The organism is Segatella paludivivens DSM 17968 = JCM 13650, assembly GCF_000373185.1.
Classification (GTDB): domain Bacteria; phylum Bacteroidota; class Bacteroidia; order Bacteroidales; family Bacteroidaceae; genus Prevotella; species Prevotella paludivivens.
Genome location: NZ_KB890632.1, coordinates 24,262 through 43,138 on the forward strand (window position 1 = coordinate 24,262; position 18,877 = coordinate 43,138).

At 39.8% G+C, this 18,877-nt stretch carries 18 protein-coding genes and 5 tRNA genes; 22 read left to right on the forward strand and 1 reads right to left on the reverse strand.

The features are described 5' to 3' along the window. Positions 1 to 17: 17 nt before the first annotated feature. From pstS to B045_RS0103545, 5 genes are read left to right on the forward strand one after another with little or no spacing between them, the layout of a single operon-like run. Positions 18 to 1,055, forward strand: coding sequence for a phosphate ABC transporter substrate-binding protein PstS (gene pstS / locus B045_RS0103525; RefSeq protein ID WP_018462893.1), 1,038 nt, complete (start codon positions 18 to 20; stop codon positions 1,053 to 1,055). Next, positions 1,056 to 1,907 (forward strand): phosphate ABC transporter permease subunit PstC, encoded by an 852-nt coding sequence (gene pstC, locus B045_RS0103530; protein WP_018462894.1) that lies wholly within the window; start codon positions 1,056 to 1,058, stop codon positions 1,905 to 1,907. It begins immediately after the preceding gene. Next, positions 1,907 to 2,806, forward strand: coding sequence for a phosphate ABC transporter permease PstA (pstA, locus tag B045_RS0103535; RefSeq protein WP_018462895.1), 900 nt, complete (start codon positions 1,907 to 1,909; stop codon positions 2,804 to 2,806). Before pstC ends, pstA begins: the two co-directional genes overlap by 1 nt. A gap of 7 nt (positions 2,807 to 2,813) precedes the next feature. Further along, the gene (gene pstB / locus B045_RS0103540) at positions 2,814 to 3,596 is read left to right on the forward strand and encodes a phosphate ABC transporter ATP-binding protein PstB (RefSeq protein WP_025883827.1); all 783 of its coding nucleotides are present in this window, start codon (positions 2,814 to 2,816) and stop codon (positions 3,594 to 3,596) included. A gap of 43 nt (positions 3,597 to 3,639) precedes the next feature. Further along, a complete protein-coding gene (locus B045_RS0103545; protein ID WP_018462897.1) occupies positions 3,640 to 4,341 on the forward strand; it encodes a phosphate signaling complex PhoU family protein in 702 nt (233 codons plus the stop codon). Between the two features lie 1,166 nt (positions 4,342 to 5,507). Here B045_RS0103545 and B045_RS0103550 read toward each other — a convergent pair. Then, the gene (locus tag B045_RS0103550; RefSeq protein ID WP_018462898.1) at positions 5,508 to 6,518 is read right to left on the reverse strand and encodes a malate dehydrogenase; all 1,011 of its coding nucleotides are present in this window, start codon (positions 6,516 to 6,518) and stop codon (positions 5,508 to 5,510) included. A 160-nt stretch (positions 6,519 to 6,678) separates the two neighbouring features. On the opposite strand from B045_RS0103550, the gene B045_RS0103555 reads away from it, so the two are divergent. The 17 genes from B045_RS0103555 to rpoB all read left to right on the forward strand — a co-directional run bounded on the left by B045_RS0103555 (position 6,679) and on the right by rpoB (position 18,864). Further along, a complete protein-coding gene (locus B045_RS0103555; RefSeq protein WP_018462899.1) occupies positions 6,679 to 8,463 on the forward strand; it encodes an aminopeptidase P family protein in 1,785 nt (594 codons plus the stop codon). A 137-nt stretch (positions 8,464 to 8,600) separates the two neighbouring features. Continuing rightward, a complete protein-coding gene (rpsU, locus tag B045_RS0103560; RefSeq protein WP_018462900.1) occupies positions 8,601 to 8,792 on the forward strand; it encodes a 30S ribosomal protein S21 in 192 nt (63 codons plus the stop codon). 79 nt (positions 8,793 to 8,871) lie between these two features. Then, on the forward strand, positions 8,872 to 9,753 hold the full coding sequence (locus B045_RS0103565) for a tyrosine-type recombinase/integrase (protein ID WP_025883829.1): 882 nt from the start codon (positions 8,872 to 8,874) through the stop codon (positions 9,751 to 9,753). Positions 9,754 to 9,774: 21 nt separating this feature from the next. Continuing rightward, positions 9,775 to 10,074 (forward strand): ribosome hibernation-promoting factor, HPF/YfiA family, encoded by a 300-nt coding sequence (gene hpf / locus B045_RS0103570; RefSeq protein WP_018462902.1) that lies wholly within the window; start codon positions 9,775 to 9,777, stop codon positions 10,072 to 10,074. Between the two features lie 105 nt (positions 10,075 to 10,179). Continuing rightward, positions 10,180 to 10,253: transfer RNA gene (locus B045_RS0103575), tRNA-Thr, on the forward strand. Positions 10,254 to 10,294: 41 nt separating this feature from the next. Then, a tRNA-Tyr gene (locus tag B045_RS0103580) sits at positions 10,295 to 10,376 on the forward strand. Between the two features lie 15 nt (positions 10,377 to 10,391). Continuing rightward, positions 10,392 to 10,464: transfer RNA gene (locus tag B045_RS0103585), tRNA-Gly, on the forward strand. Between the two features lie 9 nt (positions 10,465 to 10,473). Continuing rightward, positions 10,474 to 10,545 (forward strand) — tRNA-Thr (locus tag B045_RS0103590). An 83-nt stretch (positions 10,546 to 10,628) separates the two neighbouring features. Then, positions 10,629 to 11,819: an elongation factor Tu gene (tuf, locus tag B045_RS0103595; RefSeq protein WP_018462903.1), complete on the forward strand. Its 1,191-nt coding sequence runs from the start codon at positions 10,629 to 10,631 to the stop codon at positions 11,817 to 11,819. A 50-nt stretch (positions 11,820 to 11,869) separates the two neighbouring features. Next, positions 11,870 to 11,942, forward strand: a tRNA-Trp gene (locus tag B045_RS0103600). 16 nt (positions 11,943 to 11,958) lie between these two features. Continuing rightward, complete coding sequence (secE, locus tag B045_RS0103605; protein ID WP_018462904.1) at positions 11,959 to 12,150, forward strand: preprotein translocase subunit SecE; 192 nt, start codon at positions 11,959 to 11,961, stop codon at positions 12,148 to 12,150. Between the two features lie 13 nt (positions 12,151 to 12,163). Next, on the forward strand, positions 12,164 to 12,709 hold the full coding sequence (nusG, locus tag B045_RS0103610) for a transcription termination/antitermination protein NusG (RefSeq protein WP_018462905.1): 546 nt from the start codon (positions 12,164 to 12,166) through the stop codon (positions 12,707 to 12,709). A gap of 60 nt (positions 12,710 to 12,769) precedes the next feature. After that, entirely contained in the window at positions 12,770 to 13,210 is a 441-nt protein-coding gene (rplK, locus tag B045_RS0103615) for a 50S ribosomal protein L11 (protein WP_018462906.1), read from the forward strand. 21 nt (positions 13,211 to 13,231) lie between these two features. Beyond that, entirely contained in the window at positions 13,232 to 13,930 is a 699-nt protein-coding gene (gene rplA / locus B045_RS0103620) for a 50S ribosomal protein L1 (protein WP_018462907.1), read from the forward strand. 12 nt (positions 13,931 to 13,942) lie between these two features. Beyond that, a complete protein-coding gene (gene rplJ / locus B045_RS0103625; protein WP_018462908.1) occupies positions 13,943 to 14,461 on the forward strand; it encodes a 50S ribosomal protein L10 in 519 nt (172 codons plus the stop codon). A 76-nt stretch (positions 14,462 to 14,537) separates the two neighbouring features. Beyond that, complete coding sequence (gene rplL, locus B045_RS0103630; protein ID WP_018462909.1) at positions 14,538 to 14,912, forward strand: 50S ribosomal protein L7/L12; 375 nt, start codon at positions 14,538 to 14,540, stop codon at positions 14,910 to 14,912. A 142-nt stretch (positions 14,913 to 15,054) separates the two neighbouring features. Beyond that, on the forward strand, positions 15,055 to 18,864 hold the full coding sequence (rpoB, locus tag B045_RS0103635) for a DNA-directed RNA polymerase subunit beta (protein ID WP_018462910.1): 3,810 nt from the start codon (positions 15,055 to 15,057) through the stop codon (positions 18,862 to 18,864). Positions 18,865 to 18,877 lie beyond the last annotated feature (13 nt).

Here is an 18,877-nt window from a genome sequence, read left to right on the forward strand (position 1 = left end):
TTTAAATATAAAATTATATGAAAAAGAGTATTGTTTTAGTTGCATTGTTGAGTCTGATGGCTCTAGGCAACAAGGTTAGTGCGCAGTCAATATCAGGTGCAGGAGCAACATTCCCAGAACCATTCTATAATGCAGCATTTGCGACTTATGAAAGAGCAGCACATGCTAAAGTAACTTATGGCGGCATTGGTTCAGGTGGTGGAATCCGCAGTCTGAAAGATAAAATTGTAGATTTTGGTGCGTCAGATGCATTCCTTACAAATCAAGAACTTCGAGAGATGCCGGCTCCTATCGTTCATATTCCTACATGTAGTGGTGCGGTAGTTGTAGCTTACAATCTACCAGGTGTAAAGCAGATTAAACTTACTCCTACTGTTTTAGCTTCTATTTTCTTGGGACAAATTAGAAATTGGAATCATCCTGCTTTGAGAAAATTGAACCCAGGTGTAAGATTCCCAAATAAGGAAATTACTGTAGTTCATCGTTCTGATGGTAGTGGTACAACGAATATGTTTACAGATTATCTAACTAAGGTAAATAAAGTATGGCATTCTAAGGTTGGTGCTGGTAAGACTGTAAACTGGCCTGTAGGTGTAGGTGCAAAAGGAAATCCAGGTGTTGCAGGTGCTATTCATCAGACACAAGGTTCTATAGGATATATAGGTTCTGAATACGCTTTCGCACAACATGAACCGTCAGCACTTATCCAAAACAAGGCTGGAAAGTTCATCAAAGCTACAGTCGCTTCTACAAGTGCAGCTGGAAAAGGTAAAATTCCTGCAGATACACGTGTTATGCTTACCAACTCTTCTGCCCCAACAGCTTACCCTATAGCTGGTTTTACATGGCTAATAATCTATAAAGATCAGGCTTACAACAACCGCAGCTTTGCTCAGGCTCAGGCAACACTGAAATTGATAGACTGGATGGTAAGTCGCAATGCACAAGGATTGGCTGTTAAAACCAATTATGCTCCACTTCCAGCAGGTGTAGCAGCGAGAGCAAAAGCTATATTACGCACAGTGACTTACAAAGGAAAAAGAATTCTGAAGTAAATGAATAGCGATAAAATTCTGAAACGCGTATTGTTCTTCTCCTCACTGGTTATCATTTTGATAGCCGCGGCGATGGTGTTTTCACTGTTCAAGGGGTCGTTACCGTCAATATCCAAATTTGGATGGCGGTTTCTGATCTCTGATCAGTGGGATCCAACCCAGGGGAGCGAGAACTATGGCGCGTTACTCTTTATAGTCGGTACTATACTCACATCAGTTCTGGCTCTGGTTATCGCAATCCCCTTGGCGTTCTGCACATCCCTGTTTGTAGCAGAATATTTTCGCGGTACAAAGCTTGCATCTATTGTTGGCACATTAGTAGATCTCTTGGCTGGTATTCCGTCTATTATATATGGTCTATGGGGTTTCTATATCCTATGTCCGTTGGTTGTTGAGGCTGGTTTAAGTCCGCAGGGATTCGGAGTATTCACATCCGCCTTGATACTTGCCATAATGATTGTGCCTTATGCCACATCTTTGAGTAATACGACTATAGCGATGGTGCCAAATGATCTTAAAGAAGCCGCATATGCTTTGGGCGCCACTCGATTGGAAGTGATACGTACGGTTATATTGCCAAACGCTCGTTCTGGAATGACAGCAAGTTACATACTGGCTTTTGGTAGAGCAATTGGTGAAACTTTGGCAGTGACAATGCTTATTGGTAACGAAAATGCGATACCACATGGACTCTTCTCAACAGGCAATACAATGGCTAGTGTTATTGCAAACCAGTTTGGGGAGGCTAGTGGATTACAGCTGAGTGCGTTGATAGAGCTTGCTCTATTACTCTTTGTGATAACTACTATCATCAATGCGATAGGAAAATATATAATTAAAAAGATGGGATAATGGATAATATTATTAATATAGGGAAAACGGCAGGACTGTTATCCTCAATTGGTTATAGAAAAGCTAAAAACAATATCTTCAAGATACTTGTAATGGTATTTTCTTTCCTTACAATATCTATGGTTTTCCTGATTATCGGTACATTGTTGGTAAAAGGTTACAAACAAATCAATTTAGCTTTCTTTACCCAAGTGGCTCCAGACACATTCACAGCAATGATGGCTACAGCCAATGGCGAGGTTATCCCGGGAGGAATAGTAAACGGTATACTTGGTTCAATCTATTTGGTTCTTATCGCATCTGTAATAGCAATACCTACAGGAATGGTAATAGGTGTATACCTTTCAGAAAATAGCAAGAAAAAATATGCCTGTTTGATACGTGATATTGCTGATGTCATGCAAGGAGTACCATCAATTGTTATTGGTATTATTGCTTATATATGGGTTGTTGTTCCTTTAACTAAAGGATACTCTGTATTAGCCGGTGGTGTCGCCTTGGCTATTATGATGTTACCTCTTATTGTGCGCTCTACCGAGGAATCGCTCAAAATGGTTCCTGATACTCTTAAAGAGGCGGCTATAGCCCTTGGAACACCTTATTATAAAGTGATATGGCGAGTGCTTATTCCTACATCTTTCTCAGGATTAATCAGTGGTATACTGCTCGCAGTGTCGCGTGTTTTAGGTGAGACTGCTCCATTGATGCTTACAACATTGGGTAATCCAGATGTAAACTGGAATGTTGCTAAGCCTGGTTCGGCTGTACCATTGCTGATTTGGCAGTTTTATAACGACCCTAACATGGTAAATCTGATATGGAGTTCCACGATTTTCCTAATGGGATTTGTGTTGATACTCAATCTTATATCAAAATGGATTGGAGCAAAAAGAAAATAAAAAGAAAATGATAAATACAAAAGAAAATACAACAACACCGGTGATGTCAATAGAAGATATTTCTATTAGCTATGGTGACGATAAGTATGCTGTGAAACATGTCTCAGCAGAGATAGAAGCACATTCTATCACAGCTATTATGGGACCATCTGGATGTGGTAAAACAACTCTATTGAGAGCAATTAACCGCATGCACGAGCTTTATCCAAATATCAGTACAGAAGGCAAGATATTACTTGGCGGAGATAATATCTATGAAATGCCAACAATGAATTTGCGACGTAAAATAGGTATGGTATTCCAGCGTCCTAATCCATTTCCAACACTAAGTATATACGATAATGTAATTGCTGGCTACCGTCTTAATGGAATCCGTATGAAAAAGCAAGAACGTGATGAAATCGTAGAAAAATCTTTGCGTGACGTTGCCTTGTGGGATGAGGTGAAAGACACATTGCATAGCAAAGGTAACTTCTTGTCTGGTGGTCAGCAACAGAGACTATGTCTCGCTCGTACCATCGCCTTTCGTCCAAAAGTGATATTATTAGATGAGCCTACTTCTGCTTTAGACCCTATATCAACTTCAAAGATAGAAGACTTGCTCGTTGAATTGAAAAAGGATTATACCATTATAATGGTTACTCATAATATGTCTCAAGCTGCGCGTATTTCAGACAAGTCTATGTTTATGTATCTTGGCGAACTGGTGGAATATGACAATACGAAGAAAATGTTTACAACACCAACTGATCCACGTACAGAGGCATATCTTACAGGTAAGTTCGGATAAGTTTAATTTATTATAAATTGCTTCGTGCATTAAAAATGAAATTATGGCAATAACAAAAGACAATGCATTACATTCTTTATTGAGCCATTTCAACGAAATGGTGGAATTGGTAATGCGCCAGTTGGAAATAGTGAATAAGTTGCTAGTTGACGGGACCATTAATATTCCGACAGAAATTCAACAGGAAATAGAAAAAAATGAAAATCGTATAGATGGTTTTGAGATAAGCCTTGGCAATGAAATCATAGATATCATTGCATTGCAGAATCCGGTAGCATCTGATATTCGCAAAATAATGTCTGCTTACCAGATGATTTCAAATCTGGAACGTATTGGTGATCAGGTTAAGAATATAGACAAATTTTTATCTCGTATTGAAGACAAAACGGTTTTCGAACATATGCTACCGGTGATATCAAATATGATGGCATCAAGTATATTGATGGTAAAGAGGTCTGTCTCAGCTTTTGTTAATGATGACAATGATGCGGCAGTCTGGACTATCAAAAACGATGATGTGGTAGATGATATTAATCACAAACTTATAAAGGATACTATCAAGAATAGTCATTATTCGGAAGAAACTCGCCATCTGCTCTTTACTTTTATAAATCTAAATGGAATTATATCTAACATTGAGCGTATTGCCGATCATGCTACAAATATAGCTGAGGCTTCAATATACACCAACATGGGAGAGAACCTGCGACATCCAAAGATCGCAAAAAATGAAGAAGATAAATAGACTAGACTATTAATTAAATATAACTGAACTTTAATTGTTAGTCAGAAATTAGCAGGAAGGTGAGTCGTAGAGGTTCGCCTTTTTCTTTTTGTTATCACTACTGTCCAGAGAAAAAATACTACGGCTCTGTAATTAGTTAATCTTCTGTCACTAATGATGGAATGTAAATTTTTCGATAAGAATGATGTATCTTTGGGTTCTCAATAAACCTAATCCGGCAAAAGACAACTCTATCAGAAAAAGTTTTTTCAATGCCACTAATGTCATAATGTCACAAACCCTTTGTTTATAAGGGCTGAGCGAGTGACATTAAGTGACATTATCGGACTAAAAGTGACGATATAATTGGAATCACACTAATATTTTGTGATTTTTTGCCAAATATGCAGTACGTGAATAGACTCTTTTTTGTTTATGATGGTCTGTACTCATTATTATGTGCGTTATATTTTGCAATATGCTTATTTATTATTTTAAAACTCAACTATAAAAATAGTGGGAATTGTCATCAATCTCATTCTTGTTGTCTTATCAATAATTATTCATTTACCTGCGCAATGCAATATTGTTTTTCACGTTAGGCAATTCGATTACACAACGTGTGTAATTGGGTTGTTCACGTTGTGTAACACGGTTACATACGTTGTGTAATCGGATTGCACGCATGCAGATGTAATCAAATTACACAAATGTTGTGAAAATTTAGGTAAAAGTTTGTGTACTTCAAATTCGTTTTTTTTTATGTTTATACATGTACTGCATATTATATAATATTCGATGCTTATATTTAGAAAAGCCCTAAGTATGTACTTAATATATATAAACTTTTTGCGAATATATCTCACTGATAATATGATGTTAAAATTCATCTCTTTATTTTGTCTAAAGAAATTATTTCTTTATTATAACGCTAGCTTATGCCGTAGCCAGAACGTAGCTTACCGTAGCTAACATTCCTATGTTTTTTGTAGCTATTCCTATTATTTAAAAGGATTCTGATGCGAACGTAGCTCCGTAGCTAGAAAAATAAATTATGTAGGGGAAGGGGGGAGACCTTTTTTGCAAGAATAAAAAAAGCAGACTGACAATAGTGATTTGTCAGTCTGCTTGTATAATGTTCACTTTATAATCTTATAATAAACTAAGAGTTAAGTGAAAATGCTTTTTTACAAGTTTGAGTTAAGCTTGTTCCACTCAGCAACTGCTGGAAGAGCACCCATACCGATAACTTGATCACGCATTTTCTGAAGGTGATCGTAGCTAGCGTCAAGAGTAGCAATCTCATCAGCTGAACCGATAACTGGCTTAGTGTAAACACCATCACTAGTTACACGTGTAGGCATAGCCATCATAACGTGGTTGTAACGAGCTGTATCAGCGTATGTACCTGCAGGATAGTTGAATTCCTCACCACCCATAGCAGCTTCAATCATCTTAACTGCAAGGTAAGCTGGGCTCTGGAAAGAACTACGACGGCGAAGCTCGATAATCTTTGCACCACCCTGTGTAACTTCTTTCTGCATCTGTGCCCATTCCTCTGAAGTAAGACCCTTACCATTAACAGTAGCCTTACCAGCGATAACGTCAACCAACTTAACGCCGTCAATAGTTGTAGGAGATGCGAATACTGCCATCTTCTCACCATGACCACCATATGTGTAAGCGTTCTCAACAACTGCCTGGCTAACACCGAAGTGCTTAGCAAGAGCGCCCTTAAGACGTGTAGAGTCAAGAGCTGCAAGTGTTGCAACCTGATTTGGTTTCAAACCTGAATGTACAAGTGTTACAAGACCAGTGATATCAGCTGGGTTGAATATAACAACACAGAAATTAGCGTTAGGACAGAACTTCTTGATGTTCTCACCAAGTTCCTGAGCAGCCTTAGAGTTGCCAGCGAGCAAATCCTCACGTGTCATACCCTCTTTACGTGGAGCACCACCTGAAGAAATGATGTATTTAGCACCTGTAAAAGCCTCTTTAGGATCTGTTGTTGAAACGATGTTTGCATCATCGAAACCGCACTGGCGCATTTCTTCTGCAACACCTTCAGCTGAAAATACATCATAAAGAGTGATGTTTGGTGTAAGACCCAGCATAAGAGCTGTCTGAACCATGTTAGAACCGATCATTCCGGCAGCGCCGACGATCAAAAGTTTGTCATTAGTTAAAAATTCCATAACTACAATTTATTTTAATGTTTTAGAAATCTCTTTCCTTTCATGCGACCGCAAAGTTACTAAAAAATAACAAATTTCGGTTATTTATTTAGCATTAAATTTGTTGTTAATTCTTAAAAACTTTATCTTTGTAATGTCTATTTAGCAAAATAATATATTTATGACTATAAACGAACGTGTTGCCGCTTTAAGAGAGGTAATGGTAAGAGAAAATGTGGGTGCTTTTGTATTCCCAAGTACTGATGCTCACAATAGTGAGTATGTAGCTGACCATTGGAAAGGTCGCGAATGGATTTCTGGATTTGACGGTTCTGCTGGTGTTGCTGTGGTTACGATGCATGGAGCTGCTCTCTGGACCGATTCAAGATATTTCCTTGCTGCCGAAAAACAAATTGGCGGTACGGAATTTCAACTTATGAAATTAAAGATGCCTGGTACTCCAACTCTGGCTGAATGGATTGGTAGTCAGCTTGACGGAAATAGCGAGGTTGGTGTAGATGGTACAGTTAATTCCTATTCTTTTGTTGAAAATCTAATTTCTGATCTTAGGCATGAAGGAGGTATTACCGTCAGGCTCAATTTTGATCCGTTGAAGTCTATTTGGAAAGATCGTCCGTCAATACCAAATAACAAAGTGGCTATACAACCTTTGGAATATACAGGGGAAGATACAGAAAGTAAAATCACAAGGATTAAAAGTGAATTGCGCAAGATGCATTGTGATGGTATGCTGGTATCGGCACTTGATGATATTGCGTGGATATTAAACTTGCGTGGCACTGATGTGCATTGTAATCCTGTGTTTGTTTCTTATTTACTTATTGAGGAATCAAATGCTACCTTATTTATAAATGAAGAAAAGATTACTGGTGATGTGAAGGGGTATCTTGAAAACCAGAAGATATCAGTGCAAGGGTATGATAACGTGGCTGCATATTTGAAACGGAAATATTTTGCTTATAACATACTTCTTGATCCTGATGAGACAAACAGTTATATGGTGGCTCAGGTGGATAAAGAAAAAACAAAAGTCGTTTTTGCTAAATCTCCGGTACCAAGGATGAAAGCTGTGAAGAGTGCTGCTGAAATAAAAGGATTTCATGACGCTATGCTTCGAGATGGCGTTGCAATGGTTAAATTTCTTAAGTGGCTGAATCCGGCTGTTGAGGCTGGTGGTGAAACAGAAATGTCTTTGGATAGAAAATTGACTGGACTGCGTGCAGAACAGAAACTATTTAAGGATATCTCATTTGATACAATTGTAGGATACGAACAACATGGCGCGATAGTGCATTATGAGGCTACTGAAGAAACAGATATACCAGTGCAACCTTCAGGGTTCGTTCTTATAGATAGTGGAGCGCAGTATCAGGATGGAACTACAGATATAACACGTACGGTAGCACTTGGTCCATTGACCGAAGAGCAGAAGAAAGTTTATACACTTGTTCTAAAGGGACATATACAGTTGGAATTAGCCAAATTTCCAGATGGAGCATGTGGTACACAACTTGATGCATTAGCAAGAGAAGCTATGTGGCGTGAAGGTATGAACTTTTTACATGGTACAGGACATGGAGTAGGAAGTTATCTCTGTGTACATGAGGGACCTCATCAGATAAGAATGGAATATATGAGCACTCCATTGCATGAAGGAATGACGGTTACAGACGAACCTGGACTATATCTGGCAGGAAAATTTGGAGTGAGGATAGAAAATACTCTTCTTATAAGAAAATATCTAGAAACTGAATTTGGACAATTCCTACAAATGGAACCACTCACTTTATGCCCGATTGATACACTTCCGATAGTGAAATCTATGCTATCTGAAGAGGAAATAAACTGGTTGAATATGTATCATAAAATGGTGTGTGACAAACTGTTACCCTATCTTGATGACAGCGAAAAACGATGGTTGATTGACGCTACAAAGGAAATTTAAGGCTATTTTGGTGGGTTTTGGTTAAAAAATCAATTAAAAGCTTGCTTTATTCGCAAATAAGATGTAATTTTGCACCCGCTCATTGTGGAGTAGTCCATAGTGGTAATATAATTATAAATAAATTAAAAACAAAAAACATGATTATTGTACCAGTAAAAGATGGTGAGAACATTGAGAGATCTCTCAAGAAGTTCAAGAGAAAATTCGAAAAGACAGGTGTTGTAAAGGAGCTTCGTGCTCGTCAGCAGTACAACAAGCCTTCTGTTTTGAAGAGACTCAAGATGGAACATGCCATCTACGTACAGCAGTTGCACAATAACGAGGATTAAAAACTCGTTAAAAAATTTGGTGGTTTGAATTTTATTTCGTAAATTCGTTGCCGTAAAGATAAATGATAAAGCAGCGTTTGTGATGATAGAATTTTTTTTGAACTACTTGAAGTTTGAGCGTAATCGCTCAGACATGACGGTAAAAAACTATGGAGAAGACCTTAAGGCCTTTGAAAAGTTTTTCGGAAAATTTAATGATCACCTCTCTTGGGAGTCGATAGACTCAGATGTCATCCGTGATTGGATGGAGAGTATGATGGATAAGGGAAACAATGCGGCATCAATCAATCGAAGGTTGAGCGCTTTGCGTTCCTTTTATCGTTTTGCTCTTTCGCGACATCTCGTAACAGAAGATCCTGCTCATGGGATAGTGGGACCTAAGAAGAGTAAGCCTCTGCCGCAGTTTCTTAAAGAATCTGAGATGAATAGGCTGCTTGAACCTGATTTCTGGAATAATAGCTATAAGGACGTGTGCGCACGTACTATTATAATAACATTTTATGAGACGGGAATCCGATTATCGGAATTGGTTGGACTAGATGATGTGGCGGTTGATTTTGTAAATCAGCAGTTGAAAGTTACGGGTAAGAGAAATAAACAGCGGATAATACCGTTTGGTGACGAATTGAACTCCACTCTGCGTGACTATATGAAATTACGCGATGAGCGTATACATAAAAAGTCGCAGGCTCTGTTTCTTGCAGAAGACGGCTCGAGAATGAACCAGAATCAAGTGAGAAACGAGGTAAGGCGAAACCTCACTAAAGTATGCACGCTAAAAAAACGCACGCCGCACGTATTGAGACATACGTTTGCAACGGCAATGCTTAATCACGATGCCGGATTGGAAAGTGTGAAAAAACTGCTAGGGCATGAAAGTCTGTCAACGACAGAAATATATACCCATACAACTTTTGAGCAGTTGAAACGTGAATATTTTAACGCCCATCCAAGGGCTTAACCTTTAAAAGCGGAGGTAACTATGGAAATTAAAATTCAGTCGATTCATTTCGACGCTACCGAGAAATTACAGGCACTTATCGAAAAGAAAGTTGCCAAGTTGGAAAAAACTTACGAAGATATACAGAAAGTAGAGGTGCAATTAAAAGTTGTCAAGCCTGCTGCTGCATTGAATAAAGAAACGTCACTGACGGTAACCGGTCCGGGGCTCTCGCTATATGCTGAGAAGACTTGTGATACCTTCGAAGAAGGTATTGATCAGACTGTTGATTCGATGAAGGTACAGCTGGCTAAATTTAAAGAAAAAACTCGCAATCGTTAAAAAAAAACTTGAAAAAGTTTTGGCGATTAGAAAATAAGTCGTATCTTTGCAGCCGTTTTACAGCATACCCCAAAACGATGCCGCCTAGCGGCTGTAGGGATACTCGCCTCTTTAGCTCAGTTGGCCAGAGCACGTGATTTGTAATCTCGGGGTCGTTGGTTCGAATCCGACAAGAGGCTCACCAAGGAAATTAAACTCCTGCTATGTGTTGATAAAACAAGGGTAGTTACCAGAGTGGCCAAATGGGGCAGACTGTAAATCTGCTGGCTATGCCTACGGTGGTTCGAATCCATCACTACCCACTCAGTGGAAGTTTTGCGGAAATAGCTCAGTTGATAGAGCACTAGCCTTCCAAGCTGGGGGTCGCGGGTTTGAGTCCCGTTTTCCGCTCTAACCGATGCTGTAATAGCTCAGTGGTAGAGCACTTCCTTGGTAAGGAAGAGGTCCTGAGTTCAACTCTCAGTTACAGCTCTACTTCAGTCCTACTTCTTTTGGTAACTGAAGAAAAACAATATAATAAAAGATATTCATTTATATAAATAAAACAATAAGCTATGGCTAAAGAGACATTCCAGCGTACCAAGCCGCATGTTAACATTGGTACAATTGGTCACGTAGACCACGGTAAGACTACTTTGACAGCTGCCATTTCTAAGGTCCTTTCAGAGGCAGGATTTGGTTCTGAAGAAATTAAGTCTTTCGATCAGATTGATAATGCTCCTGAGGAGAAAGAGCGTGGTATTACTATTAATACAGCGCACATTGAGTATGAGACAGCTAAGCGTCACTACGCTCACGTAGACTGTCCGGGACACGCCGACTATGTAAAGAACATGGTTACTGGTGCTGCTCAGATGGATGGTGCTATTTTGGTTGTAGCTGCTACTGATGGTCCTATGCCTCAGACTCGTGAGCACGTATTGCTCGCTCGTCAGGTAAACGTACCACGTCTTGTTGTATTCTTGAACAAGTGTGATATGGTTGAGGATGAGGAAATGCTAGAACTTGTAGAAATGGAAGTTCGCGAAATCCTTGAACAGTATGATTTTGAAGAGGACACTCCTATCATTCGCGGTTCTGCACTTGGTGCTTTGAACGGTGTTGAAAAGTGGGTAAATAAGGTTATGGAACTCATGAACACTGTTGATGAGTGGATTCAGGAACCTCCTCGCGCTACAGATAAACCATTCTTGATGCCAGTTGAGGATGTATTCTCAATCACAGGTCGTGGTACTGTTGCTACAGGTCGTATTGAGACTGGTATTATTAAGGTAGGTGATGAAGTTGAACTATTGGGTCTTGGTGAAGATAAGAAGTCAGTTGTAACTGGCGTTGAAATGTTCCGTAAGATTCTTGACGAAGGTATGGCCGGTGATAATGTTGGTTTGCTTCTTCGTGGTATTGATAAGGCTGAAATTAAGCGTGGTATGGTTCTTTGCCATCCAGGTCAGATCAAACCTTTCAAGAAGTTCAAGGCTTCTATCTATGTATTGAAGAAAGAAGAAGGTGGTCGTCATACTCCATTTGGAAACAAGTATCGTCCTCAGTTCTATCTTCGTACTATGGACTGTACTGGTGAAATTACTCTTCCAGAGGGTGTTGAAATGGTAATGCCTGGTGATAACGTTGAGATCAATGTAGAACTTATCTACGCTGTCGCAATCAATCCAGGACTTCGTTTCGCTATCCGTGAAGGTGGTCGTACTGTAGGTTCAGGTCAGATTACAGAGATTCTCGAAGACTAATTCGTAACTCTAAATAAAATGAAGTTCCCGCTTCGCCGGGAACCTCATCTACGGGAATAGCTCAGTTGGTAGAGCATCGGTCTCCAAAACCGAGGGTCGTAGGTTCGAGTCCTGCTTTCCGTGCTAATAAGAAGATAATATGTTTAAAAAGATAGTAAATTATTGCAAGGCTTGTTATGATGAGCTTGCGCATAAAACTACTTGGCCGACACGTGCCGAACTTACTCACAGTGCAATGGTTGTATTATCTGCTTCCCTTGTCATTGCTCTTGTGGTGTTCGCAATGGACAGTGTGTTTAGGTTTGTGATGAGTACAATCTATCCAAATTAATTTTTTTAGGAAAATGGCTGAAACAGGAAATAAATGGTATGTGCTTCGCGCTGTTAGTGGAAAAGAGGCTAAGTTGAAAGAATACATTGAAGCCGAAATGAAACACAACGAGTTGCTCAACTCGCATGTCTCTCAGGTATTAATACCAACAGAGAAGCATGCTTCCTTGTGTAATGGCAAAAGAGTGGTTAAGGAGAAAATTTCTCTCCCTGGCTATATCTTTGTTGAGGCTAACCTTGTTGGTGATGTTGCGCATACTTTGCGCTTTATCCCTAACTGTTTAGGTTTCCTTGGAGGATTAGATGAACCGTCACCCGTCCCACAATCTGAAATCAATCGTATGCTCGGTACTGCCGAGGTAACAGAAATAGAGGATAACATTGATATCCCTTATACTGTTGACGAAATGGTAAAGGTTATAGATGGTCCATTCAGTGGCTTTAGCGGTGTTATCGAAGAGGTAAATGCTGATAAACACAAACTGAAAGTGATGGTCAAGATCTTCGGACGTAAGACTCCGCTAGAACTCGGTTTTATGCAAGTTGAAAAGGAAGGTTAGTCCTCGTTACGGAAGTTAACTGACCTTTATACAAATTTAATTTTTAATATTAACAAAAAAATGGCTAAAGAAGTTGCTGGTTTAATCAAATTACAGATTAAGGGTGGCGCTGCGAATCCTTCACCACCAGTAGGTCCTGCATTGGGATCTAAGGGTATCAATATTATGGGATTCTGCAAGGAGTTTAACGCCCGTACCCAGGATAAGGCAGGTAAGATCCTACCTGTTGTTATTACTTACTATACAGACAAGTCATTTAGCTTCATAATCAAAACTCCTCCTGCAGCTGTTCAGTTGAAAGAGGTTGCTAAGATTAAGACTGCTTCATCTCAGCCTAATCGTCAAAAAGTTGCTTCTGTAACTTGGGAACAGATTAAGGGTATTGCTGAAGACAAAATGACAGACCTCAATTGTTTTACTGTTGAGTCTGCTATGAAGCTGATTGCTGGTACTGCTCGTAGTATGGGTATTACTGTAAAAGGGGACTTCCCTGGTGAATAATTTATAACTTCAATTAAAAAAATGAGTAAACTGACAAAAAATCAAAAATCAGTAGCTGAAAAGGTTGAAGCAGGGAAGGCATACACATTGAAAGAAGCTTCAGAACTTGTTAAGGAAATTACCACAACAAAGTTTGATGCGTCTCTTGATATTGATGTACGTCTGGGCGTAGACCCACGTAAGGCTAACCAGATGGTTCGCGGTGTTGTTTCACTGCCAAACGGAACTGGTAAGACTACACGTGTGCTTGCTCTCTGTACTCCTGATCAGGAAGCTGCCGCTAAGGAAGCTGGTGCTGACTATGTTGGTCTTGATGAATATGTCGAGAAAATCAAAGGTGGTTGGACAGACATTGATGTCATCATTACTATGCCTTCATGTATGGGTAAGATTGGACCTATTGGACGTATCCTTGGTCCTCGTGGCTTGATGCCAAACCCTAAGAGTGGCACTGTAACTATGGACGTTGCTAAGGCAGTAAAAGAAGTAAAGCAAGGTAAAATAGACTTTAAGGTAGATAAGGCTGGTATTATCCATACTTCTATCGGTAAGGTTAATATGACTACTGAGCAGATTTATGGTAACGCTAAGGAATTTATTCTTACAGTTATCAAATTGAAACCTGCTGCTGCTAAAGGTACATATATTAAGAGTATCTTTATTTCTAGCACTATGAGTAAGGGTATCAAAATTGATCCTAAATCAGTTGAATCACTCTAAAAGTTTTGTACAATGAAGAAAGAAGTAAAAGATACTATTATTGTTGAACTTGGTAAGATGTTGGGTGAATTCCCTCACTTCTATTTGGTAGATGTTACCGGATTGAACGCTGAGGCTACAAGTAATCTCCGTCGCAAGTGCTTCAAGAGTGAAATTAAGATGGTTGTTGTGAAGAATACTCTTCTTCACAAGGCTTTCGAGGCTTCAGATATTGATTTTGAGCCTTTATATGTAGCACTTAAGGGTACTACAGCTGTAATGTTCACAAATACAGCTAACGTTCCAGCTAAGTTGCTAAAAGAATACGAGAAGGAAGAAATTCCTGCACTCAAGGCTGCTTATGTTGAGGAAAGCATCTACGTTGGTGCTAATAAACTCCCTGAGCTTGCAGCTCTTAAGAGCAAGAACGAAGTTATCGCAGAGATTATCTCTCTGTTGCAGTCTCCTGCAAAGAACGTTGTTTCAGCTCTTCAATCAGGCGCAAACACCATCCATGGTGTGCTTACGACTTTAGGTGAGCGTCCTGAATAATTCTGATTGAACATATATTCAATTATTAGAGTCAAAAATATTATTTTTAACAAGAACAATTAAAATTTAGAATAAAATGGCAGACGTTAAAGCTATTGCAGAAGAATTAGTAAATCTTACTGTTAAAGAAGTAAATGAGTTGGCAACAGTCCTTAAGGACGAGTATGGTATTGAGCCTGCTGCAGCAGCTGTTGCTGTAGCTGCTGGTCCTGCTGCTGGTGCAGCTGCAGCTGAGGAGAAGTCTTCTTTCGACGTAGTTCTCGTTGAGGTAGGCGCTACAAAGCTCCAGGTTGTAAAGGCTGTTAAAGAAGCTTGTGGCCTAGGTCTTAAGGAAGCTAAGGACATCGTAGACGGTGCTCCTGCTACTGTTAAGGAAGGCGTTGCTAAGGACGAGGCTGAGAACCTTAAGAAGGTTATCGAAGAGGCTGGTGCTAAGGTAGAGCTGAAGTAATTCAGAATTACATCTTTCATTAGAAATACGGTTAGGATCTTCCAAGTAGGTTGGTCCTAACCTTTTTGTGTCTTTTATACATAATTAGCCTTATTAGGCTGATAAAGCTTATAGCCCGGTAGGGCCAATTAAATATTACTTTATGACAAAAGTTGTTGATAACAGAGTAAATTTTGCCAGCGTGCATAATCCGCTACCATATCCGGATTTTCTCGATGTGCAGTTGAAGTCTTTCCGCGACTTCTTACAGTTGGACACTCCGCCTGAGGAACGCAAGAATGACGGTCTATATAAAGTTTTCGCTGAAAACTTCCCTATAACCGACACGCGTAATAATTTCGTTCTTGAGTTCTTGGATTACTTTATTGATCCGCCTAGATATTCTATTGATGAGTGTCTTGAGCGTGGTCTTACATATAGTGTACCTTTGAAGGCTAAGATGAAACTGTACTGTACTGATCCTGATCATGAGGATTTTGGTACTTTTATTCAAGATGTATTCTTGGGTACTATTCCATATATGACACAGAACGGTACTTTTGTAATCAATGGTGCTGAGCGTGTTGTAGTTTCACAGTTACATCGTTCTCCAGGTGTTTTCTTTGGTCAGGGTGTGCATGCTAACGGTACTGTCCTTTATAGTGCCCGCATTATCCCATTTAAGGGTTCTTGGATTGAATTCGCTACTGACATTAATAATGTCATGTATGCTTATATTGACCGTAAGAAGAAATTACCTGTTACAACTCTTCTCCGTGCGATGGGATATGAGCAGGATAAGGATATTCTGAAAATATTTGATCTTGCAGAGGAAGTTAAAGTTAACAAGAAAAATATCAAGGCAGCTATCGGTCGCAAACTTGCGGCTCGTGTCTTGAAGAGTTGGAACGAGGACTTCGTTGATGAGGATACGGGTGAGGTTGTTTCTATTGAGCGCAATGAGGTTATCATGGAGCGTGAGACAGAACTTACTGAGGATAATATTGATGAAATTCTTGAGAGCGGTGCTTCTTCTATCTTGCTTCACAAGGATGAGGAGGCTGCTAATAAGTATACTATCATCTTTAATACATTAGCAAAGGATCCTAGCAACTCTGAAAAAGAGGCTGTTAATTATATCTACCGCCAGTTGCGTAATGCTGATCCAGCTGATGATGCAAGTGCTCGTGAAGTATTCCAGAACTTGTTCTTCTCTGATAAGCGTTATGATCTTGGTGAGGTAGGTCGCTACCGAATCAACAAAAAACTTGGTCTTACTACAGACATGGATACACGTGTTTTGACCAAGGATGATATTATTGAGATTATTAAGTATCTTATTCAGTTGGTTAATTCTAACGCAACTGTTGATGATATTGACCACTTGAGTAACCGCCGTGTACGCACAGTTGGTGAACAATTGGCTAATCAGTTTGCTATTGGTCTTGCACGTATGAGTCGCACAATCCGTGAGCGTATGAATGTACGCGACAACGAGGTGTTCACTCCTACTGATTTGATTAACGCTAAGACAATATCAAGCGTAATAAATTCTTTCTTTGGAACTAACCCTCTAAGTCAGTTCATGGACCAGACTAACCCACTTGCTGAGGTTACTCACAAGCGTCGTTTGTCAGCCTTAGGTCCTGGCGGTCTTTCTCGTGAACGCGCCGGATTTGAGGTTCGTGATGTGCACTATACTCACTATGGTCGTCTTTGTCCTATTGAGAGTCCTGAAGGACCAAACATTGGACTTATTTCTTCATTATGTATATATGCTAAGATAAACGATCTTGGATTTATTATCACTCCTTATCGAACAGTTACAGACGCTAAGGTTGATATGAAGAACGAAGATGTGATTTATCTTACAGCTGAGGAAGAGGAAGAGAAAATTATCGGTCAGGGTAATGCTCCTCTAACTGTTGAGGGTACATTTATTAAGGATACTGTTAAGTGTCGTCAGGATGCTGACTACCCTGTTGTTTCACCTGATCAGGTTGACTTGGTTGATGTTTCTCCACAGCAGATAGCTTCTGTTTCTGCATCACTTATTCCATTCTTGGAGCATGATGATGGTCACCGTGCGCTGATGGGTTGTAATATGATGCGTCAGGCAGTTCCACTTATTCATAATGATGCTCCAATCGTAGGTACAGGTCTTGAAAAGCAGGTTTGCGAAGATTCACGTACAATGATTACTGCTGAAGGTGATGGTGTTATTGAATATGTAGACGCAACAACTATTCGTATTCTTTACGATCGTACTGAAGAAGAAGAATTTGTTAGTTTCGAGCCTGTTCTTAAGGAATATCGTATTCCTAAGTTCCGCCGTACTAACCAGAATATGACTATCGACCTTCGTCCTATTTGTAGTAAGGGACAGCGTGTTAAGGCTGGTGATATTCTTACAGAAGGTTATGCTACAGAAAATGGTGAATTAGCACTAGGTCGCAACTTGCTTGTTGCTTATATTCCTTGGAAGGGATATAACTATGAGGATGCTGTTGTTGTCTCTGAGCGTATGGTTCGTGATGATGTGTTGACATCTGTACATGTAGATGAATACTCTCTTGACGTACGTGAGACAAAGCGTGGTGTTGAGGAATTCACTTCTGATATTCCAAATGTAAGCGAAGAAGCTACAAAGGATCTTGATGATAATGGTGTAATTCGTGTTGGTGCTCGTGTTGAGCCAGGCGATATCCTTATCGGCAAGATTTCACCTAAGGGTGAGAGTGATCCTTCTCCAGAAGAGAAGTTACTTCGTGCTATTTTCGGTGACAAGGCTGGTGATGTTAAGGATTCTTCATTGAAAGCTAATCCTTCATTGAGCGGTGTTGTTATTGATAAAAAGTTGTTCTCTCGCGCTATAAAGACTCGTGAGTCAAAGAAGCTGGATAAGGTAATCCTTGCAAAGATTGATGAAGAGTATGAGGCAAAGAATGATGACTTGAAAGATATCTTAGTAGACAAATTGATGACTCTTACTGAAGGTGAGATTTGTCAGGGTGTTAAAGATTATACTGATGCTGAAATCATCACAAAGGGTAGTAAGTTCACTAAGACTGCACTTAAAAACCTTGAGTATGATGGAATTCAAAGTAATAACTGGACAGAAGACGAACATACTAATGGCTTGATTCAGATGCTTATCATGAACTATATACGTAAGTATAAACTTCTTGATGCAGAGATGAAACGTAAGAAGTTCGCTATATCTATTGGTGATGAACTTCCTTCTGGTATTCTTCAGATGGCAAAGGTTTATGTAGCTAAGAAACGTAAGATTCAGGTTGGTGATAAACTTGCCGGTCGACACGGTAACAAGGGTATCGTTTCTAAGGTCGTGCGTACAGAGGATATGCCATTTATGGCTGACGGACGTCCTGTTGACTTGGTACTTAACCCAATGGGTGTGCCTTCTCGTATGAACTTGGGACAGATATTCGAGGCTATTCTTGGTGCTGCTGGACAAAAGTTGGGATGTAAATTTGCTACCCCTATCTTTGATGGTGCTAAACTTGCCGACTTGAAGGAATGGACAGATAAGGCTGGACTGCCAAATCTATGTTCTACATATCTTTATGACGGTGAAACTGGTGAGAAGTTTGACCAGCCTGCAACTGTTGGTGTAACTTACTTCTTGAAACTCGGACACATGGTTGAGGATAAGATGCATGCTCGTTCTATCGGTCCTTACTCTCTTATTACTCAGCAACCACTTGGTGGTAAGGCTCAGTTCGGAGGTCAGCGTTTTGGTGAAATGGAGGTTTGGGCTATTGAGGCATTTGGTGCTAGCCATGTTCTTCAGGAAATCCTTACTCTTAAGTCTGACGACACTGTTGGTCGTAGCAAGGCTTATGAGGCAATTGTCAAGGGAGATCCTATGCCAACTCCTGGTATTCCAGAGTCACTGAACGTGTTGCTGCACGAACTCCGTGGTCTTGGTTTAAGTATCAAACTCGATTAATGTGAACACCCTA